Raw genomic sequence first — 24069 nt, forward strand, 5'->3', positions numbered from 1 at the left:
GCACAGGAGGTGCCCAGATGACGGCAGGCGGCCCGGTCCAGGACCGTCCGGAGGTCCGGATAGACCGCTCTGACGTGGGACGACGCGTGTCCGTCCGGCGCCTCTCGGAGTTCGTCGACGGCCGCCCGGTGTTCCGGGATTCGATCGGCGTGCTCACATCGTGGGACGATCATGGACTGACGGTCGTTCCGCGCACCGGCGAGCCGGTCGCCTTCGCCGAGAAACTGCTGGTCGCGGGCAAGGTCGTGCCCCTCTTCCCGGCCCGCCGCGCCCCGCTGCCCGCCGCCGGCCCCATCGAACTCCAGCGGACCGCCGCGCGCGGCTGGCCCGCCGTCGAACAGGAGCCGCTCGGCGAGTGGACGCTGCGCGCCTCGGCCGGGTTCACCCGCAGGGCCAACTCCGTCCAGGCCCTCGGCGACCCGGGGCTGCCCACCGCGGACGCGCTCGCGGCCGTCCGCGACTGGTACGCGGCGCGCGGGCTGCCCGCCCACGTCGAGGTGGTCGAACCCGGCGCACCGCAGGACCTGCGCGCCGAACTCGACCGGCTGGGCGCCGGGCACGCGCCCACCCTGGTCCGCACCGTCCCGCTGGCCGGCCTCGCCCGGGCCGGGTCCGGGCACGACCGGGTGCGGCTCTCCCGGACCGCCGACGCGGCGTGGCTCTCGCTGTACCGGCGGGTGACCGGGGACCAGGCCCTGGAGGAGGCCGCGTCGCGGGTGCTGCACGGCGGCCCGTCGGTCTGGTTCGCCACCGTGCCCGGCGCCCCCGGGCAGCCGCCGCTGGCGATCGGGCGCTGCGTCGTCGACGGACCCTGGGCGGGCTTCGGCGCGGTCGAGGTCGCGCCCCGCGCCCGGCGGGCCGGGCTGGCCACGGCCGTGATGGCGGTGCTCGCCTCCCGGGCCGCGGAGGAGGGGGCCGCCGGCGGGTACCTGCAGGTCGAGGCCGACAACACCGGGGCGATCGCGCTCTATGACGGACTCGGCTTCACGACCAGTCACACTTACCACTACACCCTGCTCCCCGAGGGCCGGCACCACCCGTCCGAGTAGCCCGCGCCGTTCGACCCGCCCGTCCGTCCGCTTGCCCGCCCGCCGTACGAAAGCCGTCGCCGTCACCGTGACCGAGCAGAGCAGAGACCGCTTCCGGACCGTCGCCCGCTCCGAGCACCCCGACCCGGTGCTGCTCTGCCTGTTGGCCGCGGCCGAACACGGCCCGGTCCTCGACCCGGACGACCCCGGCGAACCGCCGAGCGTGGACGCCCTGCTCGCCGCCTGCGAGGCCGCGCTCGACCGGCACGCGAGCGCCGTCCGGCTCGCCGTCGCCCAGCGCGCCCCCACCGGGCCCGAGGAGACCGCCGCCCTGCTCGCCGCCGTCCTCGGCGGGCGGGAGCGGTTCCACGGACGGCAGTCCGACTACCGGCGGCTGGAGTCCTCCCTGCTGCCCGACGTGCTGCGGCGGCGGCGCGGACTGCCGATCATGCTGTCGCTGGTGTGGACGGCGGTCGGGCGGCGGGCCGGGCTCGCCGTCCACGGCATCGCCCTGCCCGGCCACTTCATCGTCGCCGTCGGCTCCCCCGGCGGCGGCGAGGAGTACGTGCTCGCCGACCCCTTCCACGGCGGGCGGCTGCTCGATCCCGACGACGCCGAACGGCTGGTCGCCGCCGCCGGGCAGGACTTCAGCCCCGCCCTGCTCACCCCGGCCCAGCCGCTCGACATCGTGCTGCGGGTGCTCGGCAACATCCGCGCCTGGGCCGCCGACCGCCCCGAACACGCCCGTACCCAGCTCTGGGCCACCGAACTCGCCCTGCTGCTGCCCCGCCACCCCGCCCAACTGCGCCTCGAACGCGCCGAACTGCTGGTGCGGACCGGCGACTTCCTCGGCGGCTCGGCCGAGATGGACGCCTACGCGCAGATCCTGGACGCCTTCGACCCGGACACCGCCGTCAAGGTCCGCCAGGAGGCCCGGGCGGCCCGCCACCGGCTCAACTGACGCGGCCGGCCGGGGCCGGGCCCTACAGCCAGCCCTTCTCGCGGGCGATCCGGACCGCCTCGGTGCGGTTGCGGGCCGCGGTCTTCTGGATCGCCATCGAGAGGTAGTTGCGGACCGTCCCCTCCGACAGGTGCAGCCGCTGCGCGATGTCCGCGTTCACCGCGCCGTCCGCGGCCGCGCCCAGCACGTCGCGCTCCCGTGCGGTCAACGGGTTCGCCCCCTCGGCGAGCGCGGCCGCGGCCAGCACCGGATCGATCACCCGCTCCCCGCGCAGCACCCGGCGGATCGCCTCCGCCAGCTCCGAGGCCGGCGCGTCCTTCACCAGGAAGGCGTCCGCGCCCGACTCCATCGCCCGCCGCAGGTACCCGGGCCGGCCGAAGGTCGTCGCGATCACCACCCGCGTCCCCGGCGCCGCCCGGCGCAGCTCGGCGGCCGCCTCGATGCCCGTCAGCCCCGGCATCTCGATGTCCAGCACGGCGACCTGCACGTCGTTCGCCAGCGCCGCCGCCACCACCTCGTCCCCGCGGCCGACCTGCGCGACGACGTCGATGTCCCCCTCGAGGCCGAGCAGGGCCGCCAGCGCCTCCCGGACCATCCCCTGGTCCTCGGCCAGCAGCACCCGGATCGGGGCCCCGTTCTGAATGTCACTCATGCCCCGACCTTAGGGCTTGCGCGGCCCCGCCCGTAGGGGCGGTTCCGGGCCCGCGCTACGCCCTCTCGGAGGCCTCGGGGACGACGGCGACGGTGCGCAGCGGCACCGAGGCCCGCAGCCGGAACCCCCTGCCGCGCGGCCCCGGGCCGGTCCGCAGACGGCCGCCGACCAGGGCCAGCCGCTCCTCCAGCCCGGAGAGCCCGTTCCCGGCCTGGGACTTGCCCGGTCCGCGCCCGTCGTCGGCGATCTCCAGGACGGCGTAGCGCTCGCCGCCGCCCTCCCAGCTCTCGTCGGCGGTGACGGTGCAGACGGTGGCGCCCTCGCCGTGCCGGACGATGTTGGTGACGGCCTCGCGCAGCGCCCAGGCCAGCGCGCCGGCCTCCTCGTCGGCCAGCCCGGGCCAGGCGTCGACGAGCTCCGGCGCGGCCTCCAGCCGGACCTGCGCGGCGGCCAGCGCCGTGCGCGCGGCGGCGAGTTCGACCGGCATGGTGGGGCGGCGGAAGCCGGTGACCGCCTCCCGGACGTCGATCAGCGACTGCCGGGCGACCTGCTCGATGTCGGCGACCTGCGTCCGCGCCGCCTCGTCCTTGCCGGCGTCCAGGAAGCGCCCGGCCAGCTCGCTCTTCAGCGTGATCAGCGACAGCGAGTGCCCGAGGAGGTCGTGCAGGTCGCGGGCCAGGCGCAGCCGTTCCTCGGAGGCGGCCAGGTGCGCGACCGCGGCCCGCGCCTCGCGCAGCTCCTTCATGGTGGCGACCAGCCGCTGCAGGCCGGTCATCGCGGCGCCGGAGAGGAAGGCGCTGAGGGTGAAGGTCGAGACGTTGTCGACGCCCGCGTGGATCAGCAGTCCGACCACGGCGGTGAGGCCGGCCATGCCGCCGAGCGCGGGCAGCGCGTAGCGCGGCGGGGTGACGATCGCGACGCACACCGAGGCGTAGATGAAGAGGGTGAGGAACGCTCCGCCGAGCACGAAGGAGGAGGCGGTCGCGAGCGCCACCATGACCGCGACGATCGCCCGGCAGGCCCGCGGCCGCATCCCGGCCGTCGAGCGGAAGATCACCAGCAGGACGTAGCCCGCCACGAAGAACGCCAGGCAGCCCCAGCCGAGCACCTTGCCGGCCGGGCCGTGGCCGCCGTGCAGCAGGTCGCCCACCGGGTAGGCGAGGTAGATCATCCACAGCAGCATCCAGGCGACCTTGACCAGCAGCTGCCGGCGGGTCTCGACCGGGGAGCCGGGGACGTTCATGAACGACGCGCGCGCCGGGCCCGCGTCCGGGGTCTCGTCGGACGGGTGGGCCTGGCGCGTGTCGTTCATGGCGGTCATCATGCCTGTCGGGTGTCGCGGCGGTACAGGGCCGCCGCGGCCGCGACGAACACCGCGAGGAAGGCGAGCAGCCCGGCGACCGCGGCGGTGTCCAGGGAGTGCCCGGGCTGGGTGAAGGTGGCCAGCTTGTTGTACAGGTAGACCGGGTTGAACCGGGCGAACCTCTCCAGCGAGCCGCTCACCGGGAACCACGTCCCGCCGAACAGCGCCATCACCATGTAGGTGATCATCACGATGGTCTGCACCGAGTCCGGCGCCGCGGCGTACCCGAGCGCCACCCCGAGCGCCGCGAACACGAAGCTGCCCAGCCACAGCGCGGCCGCCAGGCCGACCCACTGCGCCGCGCCCAGCGACACGCCCTGGCTCGCGCCGACCGCGAAGACCACCAGGATCGCCGGCAGCGTGGTCACCGAGCTCGCAGCGATCTTGCCGAGGGTGTACGCCCGGCCGGGCAGCGCGGTCAGTCGCAGCTGGCGCACCCAGCCGCTCTTGCGCTCCAGCGAGATCCGCTGCGCGCTGCCGGTCAGCACCGCCCCGACGGCGCCGAAGGTGGCCATCGAGACCATGAAGTAGGTCTTCACCGGCAGGCCGCCGGCCTGCGCGGTGGAGCCGTAGGCGTGGATGAAGAAGAAGTACATCAGCGCCGGGTAGGCGATCGTGAAGAGCAGGTAGCGCCGGTTGCGGAGGGTCCGCAGGATCTCCAGCCGGATCAGGGTGGTCATCGCGCGTTCTCCTTCGCGGCCTCGTGCTGGTCCTGCTCGCCGGTGATGGTCAGGAAGGCCTGTTCCAGGCCGAGGCCGGTGACCTCCAGCCCGCGCGGGTACAGGCCCGCCCGGTAGAGCCCGGCGACGCTGGCGTCGGCGTCCGCGGTCCGGATCCGGACGGTCCGCACCCCCGGGACCCGGGCGGTGACGTCCAGCGACCGGACGCCCGGCAGGGTGCGCAGCACGCCCTCGTCGAAGCGGGCGGCGGCCTCCGTCAGGTCCGCGTCGTGGAGCTCGAAGGCGATCCGGCGGGCCCCGGCGCGCGCCTTGATCTCGGCGGAGCTGCCGTCGGCGATCAGCCGGCCGCGGTGCAGCACGAGGACGCGGTCGGCGATCGAGTCCGCCTCCTCCAGGTAGTGGGTGGCGAACAGCACCGTGCGCCCGGCGTCGGCCTGCGCCCGCATGCTCGCCCAGAACGCCTGCCGGACGGTCACGTCCATGCCGGTGGTGGGTTCGTCCAGGACGATCAGGTCGTTGTCCCCGGCGATCGCGAGGGCGAAGCGGACCCGCTGCTCCTGGCCGCCGGACAGCTTGTCGACCCGCCGTTCCGCGATGTCCGCGATCCCGGCGTCGGTCAGCACCTCGGTGACCGACCGGCCGCGCGGGTGGACGTCGCAGGCGAGCCGGACCAGCTCGCGGACCTTGACGTCGGCCATCAGCCCGCCGCTCTGCAGCATCGCGCCGACCCGGCCGGCCGTGACGGCCTCCCGCGGCGTGCCGCCGAACAGCGTGACGCTGCCCTGGTCGGGGTCGCGCAGGCCGAGCAGCAGGTCCAGGCTGCTGGACTTGCCGGCGCCGTTCGGGCCGAGCAGGGCGACGGTCTCGCCCGCCCTCAGCACGAGGTCGAGGTCGTCCACGGCGCGTACCCGGCCGTAGCTCTTCCCGACGCCGCGGAAGGCTGCCACCTCGGTGCCCATCGCCCGGCTCCTCTCCCCTGGTGGTGTCACTGTCGTTCGCACCGCTTCAGAGTCCCGCGCGGGCGGGGGTGGTCGGCAGTGTGCGCCGTCCCGGCTTCGACATGACGGATGTCATGCCGGTGGCCGGCACCCCGGGCGGGGTGCCGGCCACCGTTGCGCCGTTCGGCGGCCCCCTGTCGGTACCGGGGGCTAGCGTGTGGTCACGTCGAGGCCGGACTGGTCGCCCGTCCGGGCACACGCGGCCAGGGGGGAGCGGCAGGGCCCCGCGGCACCGTACGCGAAGGGCCCCGGCGCCCTGTTCCGACCCCGCTCCCCCTCATCCGCTCACAGCCCCAGCGAGCGCTTCACGAAGTCGACCTGGAGCAGCAGCAGGTTCTCCGCGACCTCCTCCTGCGGCGTCATGTGGGTGACGCCGGACAGCGGCAGCACGGTGTGCGGGCGGCCGGCCGCGAGCAGTGCGGAGGAGAGCCGCAGGGTGTGCGCGGCCACCACGTTGTCGTCCGCCAGACCGTGGATGATCATCAGCGGCCGCTCCAGCGCGGCGGCGTACCCGGTGAGCGAGTTGGCGGCGTACACCTCGGGCCGCTCGGCGGGGTGGCCGAGGTAGCGCTCGGTGTAGTGGGTGTCGTACAGCTCCCAGTCGGTCACGGGCGCGCCGGCGACGGCCGCGTGGAAGACGTCCGGGCGGCGCAGCACGGCGAGCGCGGAGAGGTAGCCGCCGTAGGACCAGCCGCGGATCGCGACCCGTCCGAGGTCCAGCGGGAACTCCCCGGCGAGCGAATGGAGCGCGTCCACCTGGTCGTCCAGGGTGGCTCCGGCGAAGTCGAAGGCGATCGACTTCTCCCAGGCCGGGCCGCGCCCGGGGGTGCCGCGCCCGTCGGCGACGACCACGGCGAAGCCCTGGTCGGCGAACCACTGCGAGTTGAGGTGCGGGTTGTGCGCCTGGACGACGCGCTGGCCGTGCGGGCCGCCGTACGGGTCCATCAGGACGGGCAGCAGGCCGTCCCGCTCACGGTCGTAGCCGGTGGGCAGGAAGACGGCGGCCGGGATGCGGCGCTCGCCCGCGAAACGGAAGACCGGGCGGGCGGTGATGACCGGGGTCTCGGCGTACGAGGCGATGACGGCGACCTCGTCGACGACCACGCCCTCGGGCAGGTCCCGGGCGACGGTGACCAGGCTGCCGGGCAGGTCGGGCTCGGCGGTGGCGCGCACGGTGATCCCGCCGGCGTGCACGGCGCTGGTGACGGAGGTGAACGGCCGGCCGTTGGAGGACTCCCAGCCGAGCCGCTTGCCGTCGTGGCTGATCCGGCCGACGGCGATCCAGCCGGGCTCCGGGTCGGTCTCCGCGGCGCCGCCGGAGGCGGTGAAGAACACCTCGTCGTCGGTGACCGCGACGACCGACCGCAGGTGCAGGTCGGCCCCGGTGACGGTCTCCTCGCCGATCACCAGCGCACGGGCCTCACCGACGTCGGCGATCCGGACCAGCTTGCCGTCCGGCGTCCAGGCCGGGACGCCCGGGAACAGCTCCAGCCAGGCGTCGTCGCGCTCCTCCAGCAGCACCTCGGTGGCACCGGTGGCCGGGTCCAGGCCGAGCAGCAGCTGGCTGCGCTGGTCACGGGCCTGGACGAGCAGCAGCGGCGCGCCGCCCGCGGACCAGTGCACCCGGGCCAGGTACGGGAAGGCCGCGCGGTCCCAGCGCACCTCGGTGCGGTCGCCGTCCAGGTCGACCAGCCAGAGGCCGACCTCGGCGTCGGCGGTGCCGGCGGCCGGGTAGGCGACCTCGGCGGGCTCGCGCTCGGGGTTGGCCGGGTCGGCGATCCACCAGCGGCGCACCGGGGAGTCGTCGGCGCGCTCGACCAGCAGCCGGTCGCCGTCCGGGGACCACCAGAAGCCGCGGTCGCGGTCCATCTCCTCCTGGGCGATGAACTCGGCCTGGCCCCAGGTGACGTTCGGGCCGTCGGGCTCGGCGAGCACCCGGTCGCCGGTGCCGTCGGTGCGGGTGATCCGCAGTTCGCCGGCGGTGTTGGCGTAGGCGACGTGGACGCCGTCCGGGGAGACCCGCGGGTCCAGCAGCGGGCCGGCGGCGGGCAGTTCGGCGGTGTCGCCGGTGGTCAGGTCGGCGGTGAACAGCCGGCCGGAGAGCCCGAAGGCGGCCAGCCGGCCGGCCGCGTCCAGCGCGTACCCGACGATGCCGGCCGATCCCTCGCGGCTGCGCTCGCGGCGGGCCTTCTCGGCGGGCGAGAGGTCCTCCTCGCCGCCGCCGAGCAGCACGGCCGGGTCGGCGGCGATCCGCTCCTCGCCGGTGCCGGTGTCGAGGCTCCAGAGCAGGTTGGCCCGATCGCCGCCGGCGCGGGAGCGCAGGAAGACGACCCGCGAGCCGTCGGGTGCGACGGAGAAGGAGCGGGGCGCGCCGACGGTGTAGCGCAGGGTGCGCGCGTACTGCCGGGGGAAGGTGTCCGCAGGGGTGTGGGTGGTCATGGCACCAGACCCTACGACGGCGGACTCCCGCCCGCCGGAAGCCCGGTGATCACTCGTTCGGAGCATCCTCGCCGAGGACGCCCCGGAGGGCCCCGCACCCCCTCCGACCGGCCCGTGCGCCCCACCGGTGCCACCGTGCCCCGGCGCGCGGGGACTCACTGAATGTAATGCTCCCCTTACCCATCGGGTAAGACTGGCTCAGGCGAGTGATCGTCGGGCCCCGTCCCGGGCCCCGGTCACCCGACCGCAAGTCCCGCACGGTCCCACCGCCGCCCTCCCCGGGGGCGGCGCACCCGAGAAGGGGTGTGAGCCGACATGGCTTTGTCCGTCTCCGCAGCCATGCTGATGCTGGTCATCGTGGTGGTGCTGATCCGCCGCTCCGGGCTGAAGCTCGCGCACGCGATCGTCTGCGCGCTGCTCGGCTTCTACCTGGCGTCCAGCTCGATCGCGCCGTCGATCAGCCAGTTCACCAGCAACCTCGCCGGGATGATCAACGGCCTGAAGCTCTGACCCCCGCCCGGCCCGACCCGCGACCGGCCGGTCGTTAGGCTTCATCCCATGACCGCGACTACCGGCCGCCGCCTGCTCCTGGTGCACGCCCACCCCGACGACGAGTCGATCGGCAACGGCGCCACCATGGCCCGGTACGCCGCCGAGGGCGCCCACGTCACCCTGGTGACCTGCACCCTCGGCGAGGGCGGCGAGGTGATCCCCCCCGAGCTGGCCCACCTGACGGCCGATCGGGACGACACCCTCGGCACGTACCGGATCGGCGAGCTCACCGAGGCGATGCGCGCCCTCGGCGTCACCGACTTCCGCTTCCTCGGCGGCCCGGGGCGCTACCGCGACTCCGGGATGATGGGCGTGCCCGACAACGACGTGCCCGGCTGCTTCTGGCAGGCCGACGTGGACGAGGCGGCCGGCCACCTCGTCGCGGTGATCCGCGAGGTCCGGCCGCAGGTGCTGGTCACCTACGACGAGGACGGCGGCTACGGGCACCCGGACCACGTCCAGGCGCACCGGGTCGCGATGCGCGGGTACGAGCTGGCGGCCGACCCGGCCCACCGCCCGGAGCTCGGCCCGGCCTGGCGGATCGCCAAGGTGTACTGGAACCGGATGCCCCGCTCGGTGATCGAGGCCGGGCTCGCCGAGACGGCCGCCCGGGCGCCGTTCCCCGGCGTGGCCGCCCCGGCCGACGTCCCGGGGGTGGTGGCCGACGAGCTGGTCACCACCGTCCTGGACGGCGCCGCGCACGCCGGGCGCAAGGCGGCCGCGATGGCCGCCCACGCCACCCAGATCACCGTGGCCGGCCCCTTCTTCGCGCTCTCCAACGACCTCGGCCAGCCGCTGGTCGCCACCGAGTACTACCAGCTGGTTCGCGGCCAGGCCGGCCCCGGCCGACCCGAGGACGACCTGTTCGCGGGCCTGGCGCCCGACCCCGAGCCGCTGCACACCACCGCAGAGGAGAGCACCCGATGACCGAGCCCGCCACCGCCCGGGCGCCGCGCCGCTCGATCCCGGCGATCGTCCTCGGCACCCGCGACGAGCGGCTGGCCGAGCCTCAGCCCCCGCGCGCCGCCCGCATCGCGGCCTACCTGCTGTTCTTCCTGCTGGGCATCGCGGTGTCGGTCTGCGGATCCTTTGTGCAGGCCTTGTGGCCGCCCGTGGGAGTCCTGTTGGCACTCGCCGCGACCGGCGCCACCTTCTACGCGGGCCTGCGGGTCACCGGCACCCGGCTCGGCGCCGCGATGCCCGCGGCCGGCTGGTTCCTGGCGATGCTGCTGCTGATCGTGCCCCGGCCCGAGGGCGACAACGTGCTGTGGTCCAACGCCACCTCGCTGGCCTGGCTGTTCGCCGGCTCCGTCCTCGGCGTGATCTGCGCCACCCTGCCCACCCGCACGAGCTGGTTCCCGGGCGTGCCGGCGCCACCGCGCTGACCCCGCCCACGGGGCGCGAACGGGGCTGCGCACGACGCGCAGTCAGGACCACACGGCCGTACTCTCATAACGGAGGAACCGGACGTATCAGGATCTGTCCGAAGCCGTTCGCCGCTCAGTTCTTCCCAGTATGGTGGTCCCGCAGAACGCCGTACCCGACCGCCGCCCGCCCAGGCCCGGCGACCACGAACCGCGGTCGCGCCGCACGGCCCGCCCGCGAACCCGGAGCAGAGCAGCATTGAGCAGCCGCGAATCTGACAACGCCCACCCGACGCCGCGGCGTACGGGGCCGGACGCCTACCCGTCGGGCACCCCGCCCTACGGCACACCGGGGCTCCCCGGCGGCGACCGGGCCGCGGCCGCCCAGGGCGCCGCGTCGGGCGCCGAGGACGACGGCCCCAAGACCGAGACCACGCTGACCACCCGGGTCCGGATCAACATCCCGGGCTCGCGCCCGATCCCGCCGGTCGTGGTCCGCAGCACCGTCAAGAACGAGGACGGCGGCTCCGGCGAGGACGCCCCGGCGGCCGCCGAGCCGGGCGGCCCGCGGCACCGTTCCGCGCCCGCCTCCCCCGTCCTCGGGGTGATGGAGGGTGACACCCGCACGGCCACCCCGCCGAACCTGCCGCCGGAGTGGCAGATCCCGCCGATCCCGCCGGCGACCTCCGAGTCCGAGTCCACCGGTGCCTGGTTCCGGCCGCGGCAGAAGAAGGCCGGCGAGCCGGCCCCGGCCGCCGTCGCCGCCGGCGCCCCGGGCACCGCGGAGGCCCCGGCCGCGCCCGCCGGCGCCGAGCCGCGCGCGAAGGCCGCCCCGGCCGCCGCCGCCCGGCCGGGCGGCTCCCGCCCCGCGGCCGCCCAGGGCGCGGCCCGCCCGAACGGCCGTCCGGTGCCCGCGCAGGCGTCGAACCCGGCCGGTCCGCAGGCCCCCGCGGAGGAGCCCGGCGTCTACGAGGCCGCCGCCCCCGTCGCCGACCCGTTCGCCCCGGCGGCACCCGAGGCCGGTGCCCGCGGCCAGCGCGGCGCCCGCCCGCAGAACGGCGCGCAGCCCAACGGCGCGCGGCCCAACGGCGCCCCTCGGGGCGGCCGACCGGCCGGCGGCCCGCAGCAGGGCCCGCGCCCCGGCGCCCACCCGCAGGGCCCGGCGGCCGGCGAGGCCAACCCGGAGGACACCTCGGTCGACGGCTTCCGGCCGGTCCGCGAGAACACTCCGCCGCCCGGCGCCATATCCGGCCTGCCGCAGAACGGCGCCGCGCACGGCGGCGAGACCCGCCCGCAGCCCGGCCTGTTCGCCTCGGCCCCGGCCGGCGCCGACCCGTTCGCCACCAAGCGCCCGGGCCAGGACGCCTTCGCCCCGCAGCACCCCGGCCAGGACGCCTTCGCCGCCCCGGCCCCCGGCGGACTCTTCCCGGGAGCGCCCGGCGCGGCCCCGGGCCGCCCGCAGCAGGCCGGCCAGGACCCGGAGGCCACCGAGTTCACCCCGCTGCCGACTCCCGGCCCGCGCCCCGACGGCGCCCAGCCGCACCCGGCCCAGGGCAGGCCCGCGCCGGCCGGTCCGGCGGCGGCCAAGCCGGCGCCGCAGCCGGCGAAGGCCGAGCCCGCCAAGGGCAAGCGCGGCGGTTCCGGCAAGAAGCTCGTCAAGCTGGCCGTCTACGGCGTCGGCGGGGTGCTGTTCCTCGGCGCCGCCGCGTACGGCACCGGCCTGATGCTCAACCAGTCCGACATCCCCAAGGGGACCGTCGTGCTCGGCACCGACATCGGCGGCAGCAGCCGCGACCAGGCCATCCACCAGCTCGACGAGACCGTCGGCAAGGCCGGTCAGCAGCCGCTCAAGCTGAAGGTCGGCGACCAGGTGCTGGACCTCGACCCGACCGTGGCCGGGCTCGCCTTCGACACCACCGGCACCGTGGACGGCCTCGCCCAGCACAGCTACAACCCGGTGGACGTCATCAAGTCCCTCCAGGGCGGCACCAAGGCCGTCGCCCCGGAGGTCAAGGTCGACCGGGCCAAGCTGAAGGCCGCCCTGGACACCCTGGCCGCCGGCTCGGGCTCCGGGCTGCAGGAGGGCTACGTCAAGTTCGCCGACAACGGCGACCCGGTCGTCGTGCCCGGCCGGGCCGGCCAGGCCGTGGACTCGGCGAGCGCCCTCGACGTGGTCGAGCAGGCCTACCGCGACCGCGCGGCCGGCAAGCCCGACCAGCCGGTCGCCCTCGCGGTGACGGCCGCCCAGCCCAAGACCTCCGCGCAGGCGCTGCAGGCCGCCGCCGACAGCCTCGGCAAGTCCGCGGTCAACGGCAACATCCACGTCCTGGTCGGCGTCAAGAAGTGGGACTTCGGGCCGAAGAGCGCCGCCAAGGCGCTGACGCTCGTCCCGGACGCCTCCGGCAAGATCGTGCCCAAGTGGGACCTCGACGCGCTGAAGGCCCAGCTGGACGGCGTGTTCGACAAGGTGAAGGTCAAGAAGAACGGCCAGACCGCCGTGCTCACCCCGCAGGACGTCGCGGACGCCCTCACCCCGCTGCTCGAGAAGAGCGGCGACAAGGACCGCACCTTCAAGTTCACCGCCGCCTGACGCCGAGCGGCACCCGTCCAGGGGCGGGCCGGCTCCCTCCGATCCGGAGGGAGCCGGCCCGCCCCTCGACAACTCCACCTCCCGGTCAGCAAGATGTGACGCCACACCTTCCGCCACAGCCACCTCGGGAGCACGCCGATGAGCCGCCGCCTCCACCACCGGACGGCCGTACTCGCCGGTCTCACCGCCCTCTCCCTCTCGCTGGCGCTCTGTTCGTGCGCGTCCGGTCAGGGCGGCGGCTCCGCCGACGGGCTGCCGGCCGCCGGCACCCCCAAGCTGACCTCGATCGACGTCAACCCGCGTGACCGCGCCCAGCTGCGTCAGGGCGGCACCCTCAACCTGGCGATCGCGCAGTTCTCCCGGCAGTGGTCGCCGATCCACGCCGACGGCAGCGAGTCCTCGACGATCAGCGTCACCAAGCCCCTGCTGCCGACCTTCTTCCGCTCCGACGCGGCCGGCACCCAGACCGTCAACCCGGCCTACCTGCAGGACGCCCACGCGGAGCAGCGGGACGGCCGGCAGGTGGTCGTCTGGACGCTCAACCCGAAGGCCCACTGGTCCGACGGCACCCCGATCACGTGGCGCGACATCGAGGCCAACTGGCGCGCCCTGAACGGGAAGGACCCGGCCTACAAGTCGTCCAGCAGCACCGGCTTCGAGCTGGTCTCCTCGGTCGAGCGCGGCAAGGACGACTTCCAGGCCGTGATGACCTTCGACCGCCCGTTCTCCGAGTGGCAGTCGATGTTCAACGGCGCCGCCAACGCGCCGCTGCTGCCGGCGAGCCGGGTCGCCACCCCGGACCAGTTCAACTCCGCCTACCTGGACGCGATCCCGGTCACCGCCGGCCCGTTCAAGGTGGAGCAGCTGGACCGCGCCGCGCAGACCGTCACCCTGGTCGCCGACCCGGGCTGGTGGGGCGACAAGCCGGTGCTGGACCGGATCGTGTTCCACGCGATGCTGCCCAACGCCATGGCCGCCGCCTTCGCCAAGGGCGAGATCGACCTCTTCAACAACGGCCCCGACGTGGCCGGTTACCAGACGATCAGGAACACCAAGGGCGCCGCGGTGCGCCGGGCCGGCGGGCCGGACTTCCGCCAGTTCACGCTGAACGCCCGTACCCCGGCGCTCAGCGACGCGACCGTCCGCCAGGCCGTCTTCCAGGCGATCAACCGGGACGCCGTCATCCGCGCCGACCTCAACGGTCTGGACTGGCCCGCCGTCCCGCTCAACAACCACCTGCTGGTCGCCAACCAGAACGCGTACCGGGACAACTCCCTCGGCCTCAGCCGCTACGACCCCGCCGAGGCCGCCCGCAAGCTGGACGCGGCCGGCTGGAAGCTCGACGGCGACGTGCGGAAGAAGGACGGCCGCGAGCTGAACCTGCGGATGGTCATCCCGGCCGGCGTCACCCAGGCCCAGAACGAGGCCGCCACCACCACCAGGATGCTCAAGGACGTCGGCGTCAAGGTCACCACGGTGACCGCCGCCGCCAACGAGTTCTTCGACCGGTACGTCAACCGCGACGACTTCGACATCACCGCCTACTCGCTGCTCGGCACGCCCTTCCCCGCCAGCGGCAACCGCGCCAACTTCGTCCAGAACGGCGGCACCAACCACGTCGGCGCCGGCAGCCAGGCGGTGGACGCCGCCCTCGACCGGGCCGCCGCGGCACCGGACGCCGCCACCGCGTCCGAGGCGATCAACCAGGCCGACGGCGAACTGTGGAAGGTGGCCGGCGTGCTCCCGCTCTACCAGCGCCCGCAGCTGTACGGCGCCCGCGCCAACCTCGCCAACATCGGCGCGCAGGGGCTGTCCGACATCGTCTGGGAGAACGTCGGCTTCGAGCGCTGAGCCCGGCCGGGGCGGCCGACGCGCACACCGCCGAACCGGCCGGGCCCCGGGTGCCGTTCGCCCCCGGAGCCCGGCCGCTCGCGCGGGCCGGTGTCAGCCCGTCCCGATCACGTCCCGGACCTCGGCGAAGTGGCAGGCCGCCTGGTGCGCGGCCGGGCCCTCCAGCAGCGCGGGCACCGCGAGCAGCGGGACCTCGGTGGAGCAGCGCTCCTCCGCCTTCCAGCAGCGGGTGCGGAAGCGGCAGCCCGACGGCGGGTTGGCCGGTGAGGGCAGGTCGCCGCTGAGCAGGATGCGCTCGCGCTGTTCCCGCCCGGTCGGGTCGGGCACCGGGACGGCCGACAGCAGGGCCTGGGTGTAGGGGTGCGTCGGGTAGGAGTAGATCTCCTCCTCCGTACCGATCTCGACCATCGTGCCGAGGTACATCACGCCGACCCGGTCGGAGATGTGCCGGACGATCGAGAGGTCGTGCGCGATGAACATGTAGGAGAGCCCGAAGTCGCCCTGCAGCTGCTCCAGCAGGTTGATCACCTGTGCCTGGACGGAGACGTCCAGGGCGGAGACCGGCTCGTCACAGATGATCAGCTCCGGCTTGAGCGCGAGGCCGCGGGCGATGCCGATGCGCTGGCGCTGGCCGCCGGAGAACTGGTGCGGGTACCGGTTGATGTACTCCGGGTTCAGCCCGACCACGTCCAGCAGGTCCTGGACGGCCTTGCGGCGGTCCCCCTTGGGCGCCACCTCGGGGTGGATCTCGAAGGGCTCCCCGATGATGTCGCCGACCGTCATCCGCGGGTTCAGCGAGGTGTACGGGTCCTGGAACACCATCTGGATGTTCCGGCGCACCGCCTTCAGCCCGGCCCCGGACAGCCGGGTGATGTCCTCGCCCTTGAAGAGCACCCGGCCGGCCGTGGCCCGCTCCAGGTTCATCAGCACCTTGGCCAGCGTGGACTTCCCGCAGCCGGACTCGCCGACGATGCCCAGCGTCTCACCCTTCACCAGGTCGAAGCTGACCCCGTCGACCGCCTTCACCGCGCCGACCTGCCGCTTGAACAGGATGCCCTGGGTCAGCGGGTAGTGCTTGACCAGGTCCCGGACCTCCAGGATCGGCTCAGCCATGGAGGGTCTCCTTCCAGAAGTGGCAGGCGCTGCGGCGGCCCGGCAGGTCGGCCCCGTCGGCGTCCAGCACCGGGACCAGCGCCGGGAGTTCGGTCAGGCAGCGGTCCCGCGCCCGGTCGCAGCGCGGGTTGAACGCGCAGCCCTGCGGGATCCGCAGCAGGCTCGGCGGCAGGCCCTTGATCGCGTAGAGGTCCTGCCCCTTCTGGTCCAGCCGCGGGATCGAGGTGAGCAGGCCGCGGGTGTACGGGTGGGCGGGCCGGGCGTAGAGCTCGTGCACCGGGGCGGTCTCGACGATCCGGCCCGCGTACATCACGGCGATCTTGTCCGCGACGTCGGCGACCACGCCGAGGTCGTGGGTGATCAGGATCAGCCCCATGTGGAACTCGTTCTGCAGCTCGGCGAGCAGGTCCATCACCTGGGCCTGGACGGTGACGTCCAGGGCGGTGGTGGGCTCGTCCGCGATGATCAGGTCGGGCTCCATGGAGAGCGCCATGGCGATCATGATGCGCTGGCGCATGCCGCCGGAGAACTGGTGCGGGTAGTCGCCGACGCGCTGCCTGGCGGCGGGGATGCGCACCCGCTCCATCAGCTCGACGGCCTTCTCCTTCGCCTCCTTGCGGGTGGCCCCCTGGTGCACCCGGAACATCTCGCCGAGCTGGTAGCCCACGCTGAGCACCGGGTTGAGCGAGGAGAGCGCGTCCTGGAAGATCATCGCGATCTTCCGGCCGCGCACCGCCCGCCGGGCCTTGGCGCCCATGGTCAGCAGGTCCTGACCACGGAAGAGGATCCGGCCCGCCGTGATCCGCCCCGGCGGCATGTCGAGGATGCCCATGATCGCCTGCGCGGTCACCGACTTGCCCGAGCCGGACTCCCCCAGCACCGCCAGGGTCTCGCCGGCCGACACCGAGTAGCTCACCCCGTTGACGGCCTTGGCGACGCCGTCCCGGGTGTGGAACTCGATGTGCAGGTCGTCGACCTCCAGCAGCGGCGTGCCGGGCACCAGGTGCTCCCGTCCGCCGCCGATCACCTGGACCGCGTCCATCCGCGGCCCGCCGTCCCTGCTCCCGGACGGCTTCGTCAGGTCAGCCATGGTTCGCGGCCCTCCTCAGCGCAGTTTGGGGTCGAGGGCGTCGCGGACCGCGTCGCCGAGCATGATGAACGCCAGCACGGTGATGCTCAGCACGGCCGCCGGGAAGAGCAGCACGTGCGGGGCGTTCAGGAAGCGGGACTGGGCGTCGCTGATCATCAGGCCCCAGGAGATCGCCGGGGACTGGATGCCGATGCCCAGGTAGGACAGCGCCGCCTCGGCGCCGATGTAGACGCCGAGGTTGATGGTGGAGACCACGATCACCGGGGCCACCGCGTTCGGCAGGATGTGCCGGGTGACGATCCGCCGGGTGCCGGCCCCCAGCGCGCGGGCCGCGACGACGTAGTCGTTGTGCTTGTTGGAGATCACCGCCGAGCGCATCAGCCGGTAGATCTGCGGCCAGCCGAGCACCGCCATCACCGCCGAGACCGTCCAGGCGTTGCCCTTCTGCCAGGTCGACATGATGAGCATGCCGCCGAGCAGCAGCGGGATCGCGAAGAAGATCTCGGTGACCCGGGAGAGCAGGCTGTCCCAGAAGCCGGCCAGCCAGCCCGCCAGCAGACCGAGGGTCCCGCCGACCAGGACCACCAGCGAGGTGGTCAGGAGGCCGACGATGATCGAGTTGCGGGCGCCCCAGACCGTCCGGGTGTAGATGTCGCAGCCCTGGACGTCGAAGCCGAACCAGTGGTCGGCGCTGGGGCGCTTCAACGAGGAGGAGAGCTCGCAGAAGCCGGCCGAGTTCGGGTCCTGGTCGGTGAACAGCTGCGGGGCGACGGCCAGCGCCACCATGAACAGCACCAGCAGGCCGCCGATGATGAACAGCGGGTTGCGCCGTAGGTCGTACCAGGCGTCGGTCCAGAGACTGGCCACCCGCTCCTTGCCGGCCGCGGCCGGGGCGGCCGGGGCCGCGACGTCCCCGCCGGCCTGCGCGGGGATCGACACCTTCACGTCCTCGTGCTTCGTCGGCTCACTCATAGCGGATCCTCGGGTCAAGAACGGCGTAGAGCAGGTCGACCACCAGGTTGGTGAACAGGTAGACCATCACCAGGGCGCTCACCACGCCCACCACGATGGTCCGTTCGCGCAGGTAGACGGACTGGAACAGCTGGTGGCCGATCCCGGGGATGTTGAAGATGCCCTCGGTGATCACCGCCCCGCCCATCAGTCCGCCCAGGTCCATGCCGAGGAAGGTGATGATCGGGATCAGCGCGTTCCGGAGCCCGTGCCGCACCACCACCCGCACCGGACTCAGGCCCTTGGCCACCGCGGTGCGGACGTAGTCGGCCCGCATCACCTCGATCAGGCTGGTCCGGGTGAGCCTGGCGATGTACGCGAGCGAGGTGGACGCCAGCACGTAGGCCGGCACCAGGTACGAGCGGAACCCGGCGTCCTCGTTGAAGGAGACCGGGAAGAAGTCGATGCCGTAGTCGCGGTTGAGCTTCACCCCGAGCAGCAGCTGGAGCACGAAGCCGATCACGAAGGTCGGGATGGAGATGACCATCAGGGTCGAGATCAGCACCAGGTTGTCGATGAAGCGCCCGCGCCGCAGCGCGGCGACCACGCCGGCCACGATGCCGATGACCATCTCCACGCCCAGCGCGGTCAGCGCCAGGTTGATCGTGTACGGGAAGGCCCGCGTCATCACGTCGACCACCGCGTTGCCGCGGTAGTCCTCACCGAAGTCGCCCTTGAACAGCCCGATCAGGTAGTGCCAGTACTGGACGAAGAACGGGTCGTCCAGGTGGTACCGGTCGCGCAGGATCGCCACCACGGTGGGGTCCGCGCGCTTCTCACCGGCCAGCGCTTGGATGGGGTCGCCAGGCAGCAGGAAGACCAGTGCGTAGATCAGGAACGTCGCGCCGAGGATCACGGGTAGGGCCTGGATGACCCGGCGGACCACATAGCGGCCCATGCGGCCTCCTCACGGTTGGGGGCACGCCACTGACGGGCGGTGCGGGGGTTTCCCTCACCGCCCATCGGTGGTGCCGGTCGTGGGCTCCTCCCGCCCGCCGGGGGCGGGAGGGTGACGTCGGATCAGGCGAGCTCGACGCTGGCCAGGTCGATCCGGTTCTGCGCGTCCACGATCACGTTCTTCACGGCCTTCGTGTAGGCCGAGGAGAGCATGTAGGTGTAGACCGGGATGTACGGGAGGTCCTTGATCAGGATGTCGTCGGCCTGCTGGTAGAGCTTGATGCCCTCGTCGTCGGTCTTCGCGCCGTCGGCCTTGGCGAGCAGCGCCTCGAAGTCCTCGTTGACGTAGCCGCCGTAGTTGGAGCCGTTCTCGATGGCGACCTTGGAGAAGATCGGGCGCAGGTAGTTCTCGATGGACGGGTAGTCCATCTGCCAGGCCATCCGGAAGGCGCCCGAGTACTCCTTCTTGCCCAGGGCGTCGAGGATCTTGCCGAACTTCTCGAACGGCTTGAAGGTGACCTCGATGCCGAGGTTGTTCTTCAGCTGGTTGCCGACGGCCTCGATCCACTCCTTGTGGCCGCCGTCCGCGTTGTACCCGATCTCGAGCTTGTTGCCGGGCAGGCCGCCGGACTGGGTGTAGAGCTCCTTGGCCTTCGCCGGGTTGTACTTGGCGGCGTCGCCGAGGGCGCCCTGGCGGTAGCCGGGGATGATCGGGCTGATGAAGTCCGAGGCCGGCACGCGGGTGCCGGAGAAGATCGTCTTGCAGATCGCGTCGCGGTCGATCGCCATCGAGATCGCCTTGCGCAGGTCCGCGCTCTTGAACGCCGGGTTGGTCGAGATCGGGAATCCGAGGTAGCCGACACCGGATTCCGGCCGGTAGATGTACCGGTCGCCGAACTCCTGGGAGACCGTCGCGAGCGCCGAGATCGGCAGCTTGTTGGTGATCTGGATGTTGTCCGCGCGGAGGTCGTTGTACGCGGTTTCCAGCTTGTCGTAAATCTTGAACGTGACCGAATCCAGCTTCGCCTTTCGGTCGAAGGACGGGAAGTTGTCGTACCGCTTGATCTTGATCTGCTTGTTGTGCTCCCAGGCGCCGTCCATCTGGAACGGACCGTTTCCGATCGGCTTGTCGCCGAACGCCTTCGGGTCCGCGAAGAACGCCTTCGGCAGCGGGTAGAAGGCGTTGTACCCGAGCATGGTCTTGAACTGCGAGAACGGCGCCTTGAGGGTGACGGTGAAGGTCTTGTCGTCGACCACCTTCAGGCCCTTGAGCTCGGTCGCGGTCGGCTTCTTGTCCTTGCCCGGGGCGAGGTCCTCGGAGCCGAGGATCTTGTCGTAGAACGGCAGGCCCTGCGCGGCGTTGTCCTGGTTGGCGCCCCAGTTCCAGGCGTCCACGAATGACTGCGCGGTGACCTTCTCGCCGTTGTGGAAGGTGTAGCCGTCCTTGAGCTTGATGGTCCAGACGGTGGCGTCCTGGGTCTCGATCGACTCGGCGACGCGCAGCTTGGGCGCCGTGGTCTTGGGGTCGTACTCGACGAGGCCGGCGAAGAGCGCGAACTCCACCTGCGCGCCCTCGGACTCCGCGGTGTTCTGCGGGATCAGGCCGTTCTGCGGCTCACCCGACTCGATGCTGATCGAGCCGCCGGTCTTGCCCGTGCCGCCGCTCGCCTGCTCCGAGGACTTCTTGTCGCTGCCGGTGCTGCACGCGGAGATCGCCAGTGCCGCACACGCCGCGAGCGCGGTCAGACGCATCGTCTTGGTGAGCCTCATTCAACTGCTCCTCGATTTAGGGGCTTACGAACGAACGGCGCCCCGCCACTCGGTGTGCCGGGCATGGCGGAGGTCGACATCAGGGCCGATCCACACAGTTGGCGAGGTGACCGCTGATACGCGCAGAGCAACTATCGATCAACCGACCCCCCTTGCGGAATCCACGTCACGTCTCTTTTCAATTACATGCTCAGGCCAGGCCGGACAATGCTCGCCAAATTCCCGCATATCGAAAACGGAATCACCCGCTCCGAGCGCCGAATAGCGAACACCGGATGCCGTTATTCGCGCGTTTACGAGGAGTAATGATCTTTCCGGCGGTATTTCCGCAGCACAACGCGAGGGCGCGCCCTCGATCGAGGACGCGCCCTGGATGCCTCGCCGCGCCGGCGGCGTCAACCGAATCGTTACCCGGGCGGACCGCTCCCCGGCCCGTCCTCCCCGCCCTGCGGGCCCGGCTCGTCCTGCGGGCCCTGCCCGCCCGGCCCCTCGCCGCGCTCCGCCGCGCCCTGCCCGATCTCGCGCTCCGCCGCGCTCTGCCCGTTCTCGCGCTCCGCCGCGCCCTGCCCGTTCTCGCGCTCCGCCGCGCTCTGCCCGTTCTCGCGCTCCGCCGCGCCCTGCCCGTTCTCGCGCTCCGCCGCGAAGTGACACGCCGAGTCGTGCCGCGCCGCCCCCTCCAGCCACGACGGCGAGGTCAGCAGCGGCGTCTCGGTCGCACAGCGGTCCTGCGCCTTCCAGCACCGGGTGCGGAAGCGGCAGCCCGACGGCGGGTTGGCCGGCGAGGGGACGTCCCCGGTGAGCACGATCCGGTCCCGGGACTCCCTGGCCGTCGGGTCGGGCACCGGGACGGCCGACAGCAGGGCCTGGGTGTACGGGTGGGTGGCGTGGTCGTAGATCTCCGCGTCGCTGCCGATCTCGACCATCCTGCCGAGGTACATCACCCCGACCCGGTCGGAGATGTGCCGGACGATCGAGAGGTCGTGGGCGATGAACATGTACGACAGGTTGAAGTCGCCCTGCAGCTGCTCCAGCAGGTTGATCACCTGCGCCTGGACGGAGACGTCCAGCGCCGAGACCGGCTCGTCACAGATGATCACCTCCGGCTTGAGCGCCAGCCCCCGGGCGATGCCGATGCGCTGGCGCTGGCCGCCGGAGAACTGGTGCGGGTACCGGTTGATGTACTCCGGGTTCAGCCCGACCACGTCCAGCAGGTCCTGGACGGCCTTGCGGCGGTCCCCCTTCGGTGCCACCTCGGGGTGGATCTCGAAGGGCTCCCCGATGATGTCGCCGACCGTCATCCGCGGGTTCAGCGAGGTGTACGGGTCCTGGAACACCATCTGGATGTTCCGGCGCACCGCCTTCAGCCCGGCCCCGGACAGCCGGGAGATCTCCTCGCCCTTGTACTTCACGGACCCGCCGGTGGCCGGCTCCAGGTTCATCAGCACCTTGGCCAGCGTGGACTTCCCGCAGCCGGACTCGCCGACGATGCCCAGCGTCTCGCCCTGCATCAGGTCGAAGCTGACCCCGTCGACCGCCTTCACCGCGCCGACCTGCTTCTTGAAGACGATCCCCTTGGTCAGCGGGAAGTGCTTGACCAGCTCCCGCACCTCCAGGATCGGCTCCCCGCGCGGCACGGCCTGGGCGAAGGCGGCCTCCGCGGGCACCGCACCCAGTGCGCTGGCTCCGTTAGCGCTGCTCATGGAGGGTCTCCTTCCAGAAGAAGCAGGCACTGCCCCGCCCGGTCACCGGGGCGCCGTCGTCGTCGGTGACGGGGAACAGCTCCGGCACCTCGGCCCGGCAGCGGTCCTGCGCCCGCGGGCAGCGCGGGTTGAACGCGCAGCCCTTGGGGATCCGCAGCAGGTTGGGCGGCAGGCCCTTGATCGCGTAGAGCTCCTGGCCCTTCTGGTCCAGCCGGGGGATGGAGTCCAGCAGGCCGCGGGTGTACGGGTGCGCGGGCCGGGCGTAGAGCTCGTGCACCGGGGCGGTCTCGACGATCCTCCCCGCGTACATCACGGCGATCTTGTCCGCGACGTCGGCGACCACGCCGAGGTCGTGGGTGATCAGGATCAGCCCCATGTGGAACTCGGCCTGCAGCTCCGCGAGCAGGTCCATCACCTGGGCCTGGACGGTGACGTCCAGGGCGGTGGTGGGCTCGTCCGCGATGATCAGGTCCGGTTCCAGGGCCAGCGCCATGGCGATCATGATGCGCTGGCGCATGCCGCCGGAGAACTGGTGCGGGTAGTCGTTGACGCGCTGCTTGGCGGCGGGGATGCGCACCCGGTCCATCAGCTCGACGGCCTTGTCCTTGGCGTCCTTGCGGGACGTCCCGTGGTGGGCGCGGAACATCTCGCCGAGCTGGAAGCCCACCGTCAGCACCGGGTTGAGCGAGGAGAGCGCGTCCTGGAAGATCATCGCGATCTTCTGCCCGCGGATCTTCCGCCGCTCCTCCTTGCCCATCTTCAACATGTCCTGGCCGCGGAAGCGGATCTCACCGCGCGGGATGCGGGCCGGCGGCATGTCCAGGATCCCCATGATCGCCTGCGCGGTCACCGACTTGCCCGAGCCGGACTCCCCCAGCACCGCCAGCGTCTCCCCGGCCCGGACGCTGTAGTTGACCCCGTTCACCGCCCTGGCGACGCCGTCCCGGGTGACGAACTCGACGTGCAGGTCCCGCACGTCGAGCAGCGGCCCCTCGTACGGCGCCTCGCGCGCGGGCCTGGTGGCGTCCACAGCTGTAGTCACGATGCGTTCCCCTCGCTCAGCGAAGCTTCGGGTCGAGGGCGTCGCGCACCGCGTCGCCCATCATGATGAAGGCCAGCACGGTGACGGAGAGCGCCGCGGCCGGGAAGAACATCACGTACGGCGCGGTGCGGATCACCTTCTGGGCGGAGGAGATGTCGATGCCCCAGGAGATGGTCGGGTCCTGCAGGCCGATGCCGAGGAAGCTCAGCGTGGCCTCGGTCGCGATGTACCCGCCGAGCGCGATGGTGGCGACCACGATGACCGGCGCCACGGCGTTCGGCAGGATGTGCCGGAGCATCAGCCGCCCGGTGCCCGCGCCGAGCGCCCGCCCGGCCACCACGTAGTCGGCCTGTTTGACGGTCAGCACGGCGCCCCGCATCACGCGGGCGATCTGGGTCCAGCCGAGGACGACCAGGGCGAAGACCACGGCCCACACCGTGCGGCTGGAGAAGCCGTTCAGCAGGACCAGGGCGCCGAGCAGCAGCGGGATGCCGAAGAAGATGTCGATGATCCGGGAGAGCACCGCGTCCACGGCGCCGCCGAAGTAGCCGGCGACCATGCCGGTCAGCCCGCCGAGCAGGGTGACGCCGGCGGTCACGAAGATGCCGACCGTGATCGAGGCGCGGGCGCCGTACACCACCCGGGCGTAGATCGAGCGGCCCTGGGCGTCGTAGCCGAACCAGCCGGCCCCGAAGAAGTCGGTCCAGTCCGGGCGCTTGAGGTAGTCGTGCACCAGGTCGGCCTTGCGCGGGTCGGCGTCGGTGAACGCCCACGGGAAGATCGACATGATGATCAGCAGCAGGATCAGGACGGTCGAGATCAGGAAGACCGGCCGCCGCCGCAGGTCGCGCCAGGCGTCGCCCCAGAGGCTGCGGGCCTCCTCCCGTTTGGCCGGGTCGGCCTCGATCAGGGTCTCCTGCTCGACCGCCATGCCCTGCTCGCCGGCGAAGTCGAGGTGCGAGACCCCG

Annotated in this window: 20 protein-coding genes; 7 read left to right on the forward strand and 13 right to left on the reverse strand. The window is 72.7% G+C overall.

Annotated features, from left to right (window positions below):
• Nucleotides 1-17 precede the first annotated feature (17 nt).
• Both AB0N04_RS13300 and AB0N04_RS13305 read left to right on the forward strand, forming a co-directional pair.
• Nucleotides 18-1049 carry a GNAT family N-acetyltransferase gene (locus tag AB0N04_RS13300; RefSeq protein ID WP_360213797.1) on the forward strand — a complete coding sequence of 344 codons (1032 nt, stop codon included), beginning with the start codon at nt 18-20 and terminating at the stop codon, nt 1047-1049.
• A gap of 67 nt (nt 1050-1116) precedes the next feature.
• Nucleotides 1117-1989 carry a transglutaminase-like domain-containing protein gene (locus tag AB0N04_RS13305; RefSeq protein ID WP_360213795.1) on the forward strand — a complete coding sequence of 291 codons (873 nt, stop codon included), beginning with the start codon at nt 1117-1119 and terminating at the stop codon, nt 1987-1989.
• Between the two features lie 22 nt (nt 1990-2011).
• Here AB0N04_RS13305 and AB0N04_RS13310 read toward each other — a convergent pair whose 3' ends face one another.
• The 5 genes from AB0N04_RS13310 to AB0N04_RS13330 all read right to left on the reverse strand — a co-directional run bounded on the left by AB0N04_RS13310 (nt 2012) and on the right by AB0N04_RS13330 (nt 8121).
• Nucleotides 2012-2641, reverse strand: coding sequence for a response regulator transcription factor (locus AB0N04_RS13310; protein WP_360213793.1), 630 nt, complete (start codon nt 2639-2641; stop codon nt 2012-2014).
• A gap of 55 nt (nt 2642-2696) precedes the next feature.
• A complete protein-coding gene (locus tag AB0N04_RS13315; RefSeq protein ID WP_360213791.1) occupies nt 2697-3953 on the reverse strand; it encodes a histidine kinase in 1257 nt (418 codons plus the stop codon).
• 8 nt (nt 3954-3961) lie between these two features.
• On the reverse strand, nt 3962-4684 hold the full coding sequence (locus AB0N04_RS13320; RefSeq protein ID WP_360213789.1) for an ABC transporter permease: 723 nt from the start codon (nt 4682-4684) through the stop codon (nt 3962-3964).
• Nucleotides 4681-5643: an ABC transporter ATP-binding protein gene (locus AB0N04_RS13325; protein WP_360213787.1), complete on the reverse strand. Its 963-nt coding sequence runs from the start codon at nt 5641-5643 to the stop codon at nt 4681-4683. Before AB0N04_RS13325 ends, AB0N04_RS13320 begins: the two co-directional genes overlap by 4 nt.
• Before the next feature lie 324 nt (nt 5644-5967).
• A complete protein-coding gene (locus AB0N04_RS13330; RefSeq protein WP_360213785.1) occupies nt 5968-8121 on the reverse strand; it encodes a prolyl oligopeptidase family serine peptidase in 2154 nt (717 codons plus the stop codon).
• A 315-nt stretch (nt 8122-8436) separates the two neighbouring features.
• Here AB0N04_RS13330 and AB0N04_RS13335 point away from each other — a divergent pair, with 315 nt between their 5' ends.
• The 5 genes from AB0N04_RS13335 to AB0N04_RS13355 all read left to right on the forward strand — a co-directional run bounded on the left by AB0N04_RS13335 (nt 8437) and on the right by AB0N04_RS13355 (nt 14478).
• Nucleotides 8437-8631 (forward strand): DUF2304 domain-containing protein, encoded by a 195-nt coding sequence (locus tag AB0N04_RS13335; protein WP_360213783.1) that lies wholly within the window; start codon nt 8437-8439, stop codon nt 8629-8631.
• 48 nt (nt 8632-8679) lie between these two features.
• On the forward strand, nt 8680-9600 hold the full coding sequence (gene mshB, locus AB0N04_RS13340) for an N-acetyl-1-D-myo-inositol-2-amino-2-deoxy-alpha-D-glucopyranoside deacetylase (RefSeq protein WP_360213781.1): 921 nt from the start codon (nt 8680-8682) through the stop codon (nt 9598-9600).
• On the forward strand, nt 9597-10058 hold the full coding sequence (locus AB0N04_RS13345; protein ID WP_360213779.1) for a DUF6113 family protein: 462 nt from the start codon (nt 9597-9599) through the stop codon (nt 10056-10058). Before mshB ends, AB0N04_RS13345 begins: the two co-directional genes overlap by 4 nt.
• A 238-nt stretch (nt 10059-10296) precedes the next feature.
• Complete coding sequence (locus AB0N04_RS13350; RefSeq protein ID WP_363364238.1) at nt 10297-12627, forward strand: peptidoglycan binding domain-containing protein; 2331 nt, start codon at nt 10297-10299, stop codon at nt 12625-12627.
• Between the two features lie 138 nt (nt 12628-12765).
• Nucleotides 12766-14478 carry an ABC transporter family substrate-binding protein gene (locus AB0N04_RS13355; RefSeq protein WP_360210798.1) on the forward strand — a complete coding sequence of 571 codons (1713 nt, stop codon included), beginning with the start codon at nt 12766-12768 and terminating at the stop codon, nt 14476-14478.
• Between the two features lie 93 nt (nt 14479-14571).
• Here AB0N04_RS13355 and AB0N04_RS13360 read toward each other — a convergent pair whose 3' ends face one another.
• The 8 genes from AB0N04_RS13360 to AB0N04_RS13395 all read right to left on the reverse strand — a co-directional run bounded on the left by AB0N04_RS13360 (nt 14572) and on the right by AB0N04_RS13395 (nt 24032).
• Complete coding sequence (locus AB0N04_RS13360) at nt 14572-15591, reverse strand: dipeptide ABC transporter ATP-binding protein (RefSeq protein WP_360210800.1); 1020 nt, start codon at nt 15589-15591, stop codon at nt 14572-14574.
• Complete coding sequence (locus AB0N04_RS13365) at nt 15584-16633, reverse strand: ABC transporter ATP-binding protein (RefSeq protein WP_360210966.1); 1050 nt, start codon at nt 16631-16633, stop codon at nt 15584-15586. Before AB0N04_RS13365 ends, AB0N04_RS13360 begins: the two co-directional genes overlap by 8 nt.
• A 63-nt stretch (nt 16634-16696) precedes the next feature.
• Nucleotides 16697-17653: an ABC transporter permease gene (locus AB0N04_RS13370; RefSeq protein ID WP_360210802.1), complete on the reverse strand. Its 957-nt coding sequence runs from the start codon at nt 17651-17653 to the stop codon at nt 16697-16699.
• On the reverse strand, nt 17646-18590 hold the full coding sequence (locus AB0N04_RS13375; RefSeq protein WP_360210804.1) for an ABC transporter permease: 945 nt from the start codon (nt 18588-18590) through the stop codon (nt 17646-17648). The genes AB0N04_RS13370 and AB0N04_RS13375 overlap by 8 nt, the downstream gene beginning before the upstream one ends.
• Nucleotides 18591-18712: 122 nt before the next feature.
• A complete protein-coding gene (locus AB0N04_RS13380) occupies nt 18713-20359 on the reverse strand; it encodes an ABC transporter substrate-binding protein (RefSeq protein ID WP_360210806.1) in 1647 nt (548 codons plus the stop codon).
• Between the two features lie 407 nt (nt 20360-20766).
• Entirely contained in the window at nt 20767-22059 is a 1293-nt protein-coding gene (locus AB0N04_RS13385; protein WP_360210808.1) for a dipeptide ABC transporter ATP-binding protein, read from the reverse strand.
• A complete protein-coding gene (locus AB0N04_RS13390) occupies nt 22046-23101 on the reverse strand; it encodes an ABC transporter ATP-binding protein (RefSeq protein WP_360210810.1) in 1056 nt (351 codons plus the stop codon). Before AB0N04_RS13390 ends, AB0N04_RS13385 begins: the two co-directional genes overlap by 14 nt.
• A gap of 16 nt (nt 23102-23117) precedes the next feature.
• Nucleotides 23118-24032 carry an ABC transporter permease gene (locus AB0N04_RS13395; protein ID WP_360210968.1) on the reverse strand — a complete coding sequence of 305 codons (915 nt, stop codon included), beginning with the start codon at nt 24030-24032 and terminating at the stop codon, nt 23118-23120.
• Nucleotides 24033-24069 lie beyond the last annotated feature (37 nt).

Origin of the sequence: Kitasatospora sp. NPDC051702, assembly GCF_040681575.1 — a bacterium.
Classification (GTDB): Bacteria; Actinomycetota; Actinomycetes; order Streptomycetales; family Streptomycetaceae; genus Kitasatospora.

Excerpts from the sequence above, each read along its gene's own strand:
- AB0N04_RS13320 (WP_360213789.1), bottom strand. The coding sequence starts at position 4,684 with ATGACCACCCTGATCCGGCTGGAGATCCTGCGGACCCTCCGCAACCGG.
- mshB (WP_360213781.1), top strand. The coding sequence starts at position 8,680 with ATGACCGCGACTACCGGCCGCCGCCTGCTCCTGGTGCACGCCCACCCC.
- AB0N04_RS13345 (WP_360213779.1), top strand. The coding sequence starts at position 9,597 with ATGACCGAGCCCGCCACCGCCCGGGCGCCGCGCCGCTCGATCCCGGCG.
- AB0N04_RS13370 (WP_360210802.1), bottom strand. The coding sequence starts at position 17,653 with ATGAGTGAGCCGACGAAGCACGAGGACGTGAAGGTGTCGATCCCCGCG.
- AB0N04_RS13335 (WP_360213783.1), top strand. The coding sequence starts at position 8,437 with ATGGCTTTGTCCGTCTCCGCAGCCATGCTGATGCTGGTCATCGTGGTG.
- AB0N04_RS13395 (WP_360210968.1), bottom strand. The coding sequence starts at position 24,032 with ATGGCGGTCGAGCAGGAGACCCTGATCGAGGCCGACCCGGCCAAACGG.
- AB0N04_RS13300 (WP_360213797.1), top strand. The coding sequence starts at position 18 with ATGACGGCAGGCGGCCCGGTCCAGGACCGTCCGGAGGTCCGGATAGAC.
- AB0N04_RS13360 (WP_360210800.1), bottom strand. The coding sequence starts at position 15,591 with ATGGCTGAGCCGATCCTGGAGGTCCGGGACCTGGTCAAGCACTACCCG.
- AB0N04_RS13330 (WP_360213785.1), bottom strand. The coding sequence starts at position 8,121 with ATGACCACCCACACCCCTGCGGACACCTTCCCCCGGCAGTACGCGCGC.
- AB0N04_RS13385 (WP_360210808.1), bottom strand. The coding sequence starts at position 22,059 with ATGAGCAGCGCTAACGGAGCCAGCGCACTGGGTGCGGTGCCCGCGGAG.
- AB0N04_RS13375 (WP_360210804.1), bottom strand. The coding sequence starts at position 18,590 with ATGGGCCGCTATGTGGTCCGCCGGGTCATCCAGGCCCTACCCGTGATC.
- AB0N04_RS13310 (WP_360213793.1), bottom strand. The coding sequence starts at position 2,641 with ATGAGTGACATTCAGAACGGGGCCCCGATCCGGGTGCTGCTGGCCGAG.
- AB0N04_RS13355 (WP_360210798.1), top strand. The coding sequence starts at position 12,766 with ATGAGCCGCCGCCTCCACCACCGGACGGCCGTACTCGCCGGTCTCACC.
- AB0N04_RS13315 (WP_360213791.1), bottom strand. The coding sequence starts at position 3,953 with ATGAACGACACGCGCCAGGCCCACCCGTCCGACGAGACCCCGGACGCG.
- AB0N04_RS13365 (WP_360210966.1), bottom strand. The coding sequence starts at position 16,633 with ATGGACGCGGTCCAGGTGATCGGCGGCGGACGGGAGCACCTGGTGCCC.
- AB0N04_RS13380 (WP_360210806.1), bottom strand. The coding sequence starts at position 20,359 with ATGAGGCTCACCAAGACGATGCGTCTGACCGCGCTCGCGGCGTGTGCG.
- AB0N04_RS13325 (WP_360213787.1), bottom strand. The coding sequence starts at position 5,643 with ATGGGCACCGAGGTGGCAGCCTTCCGCGGCGTCGGGAAGAGCTACGGC.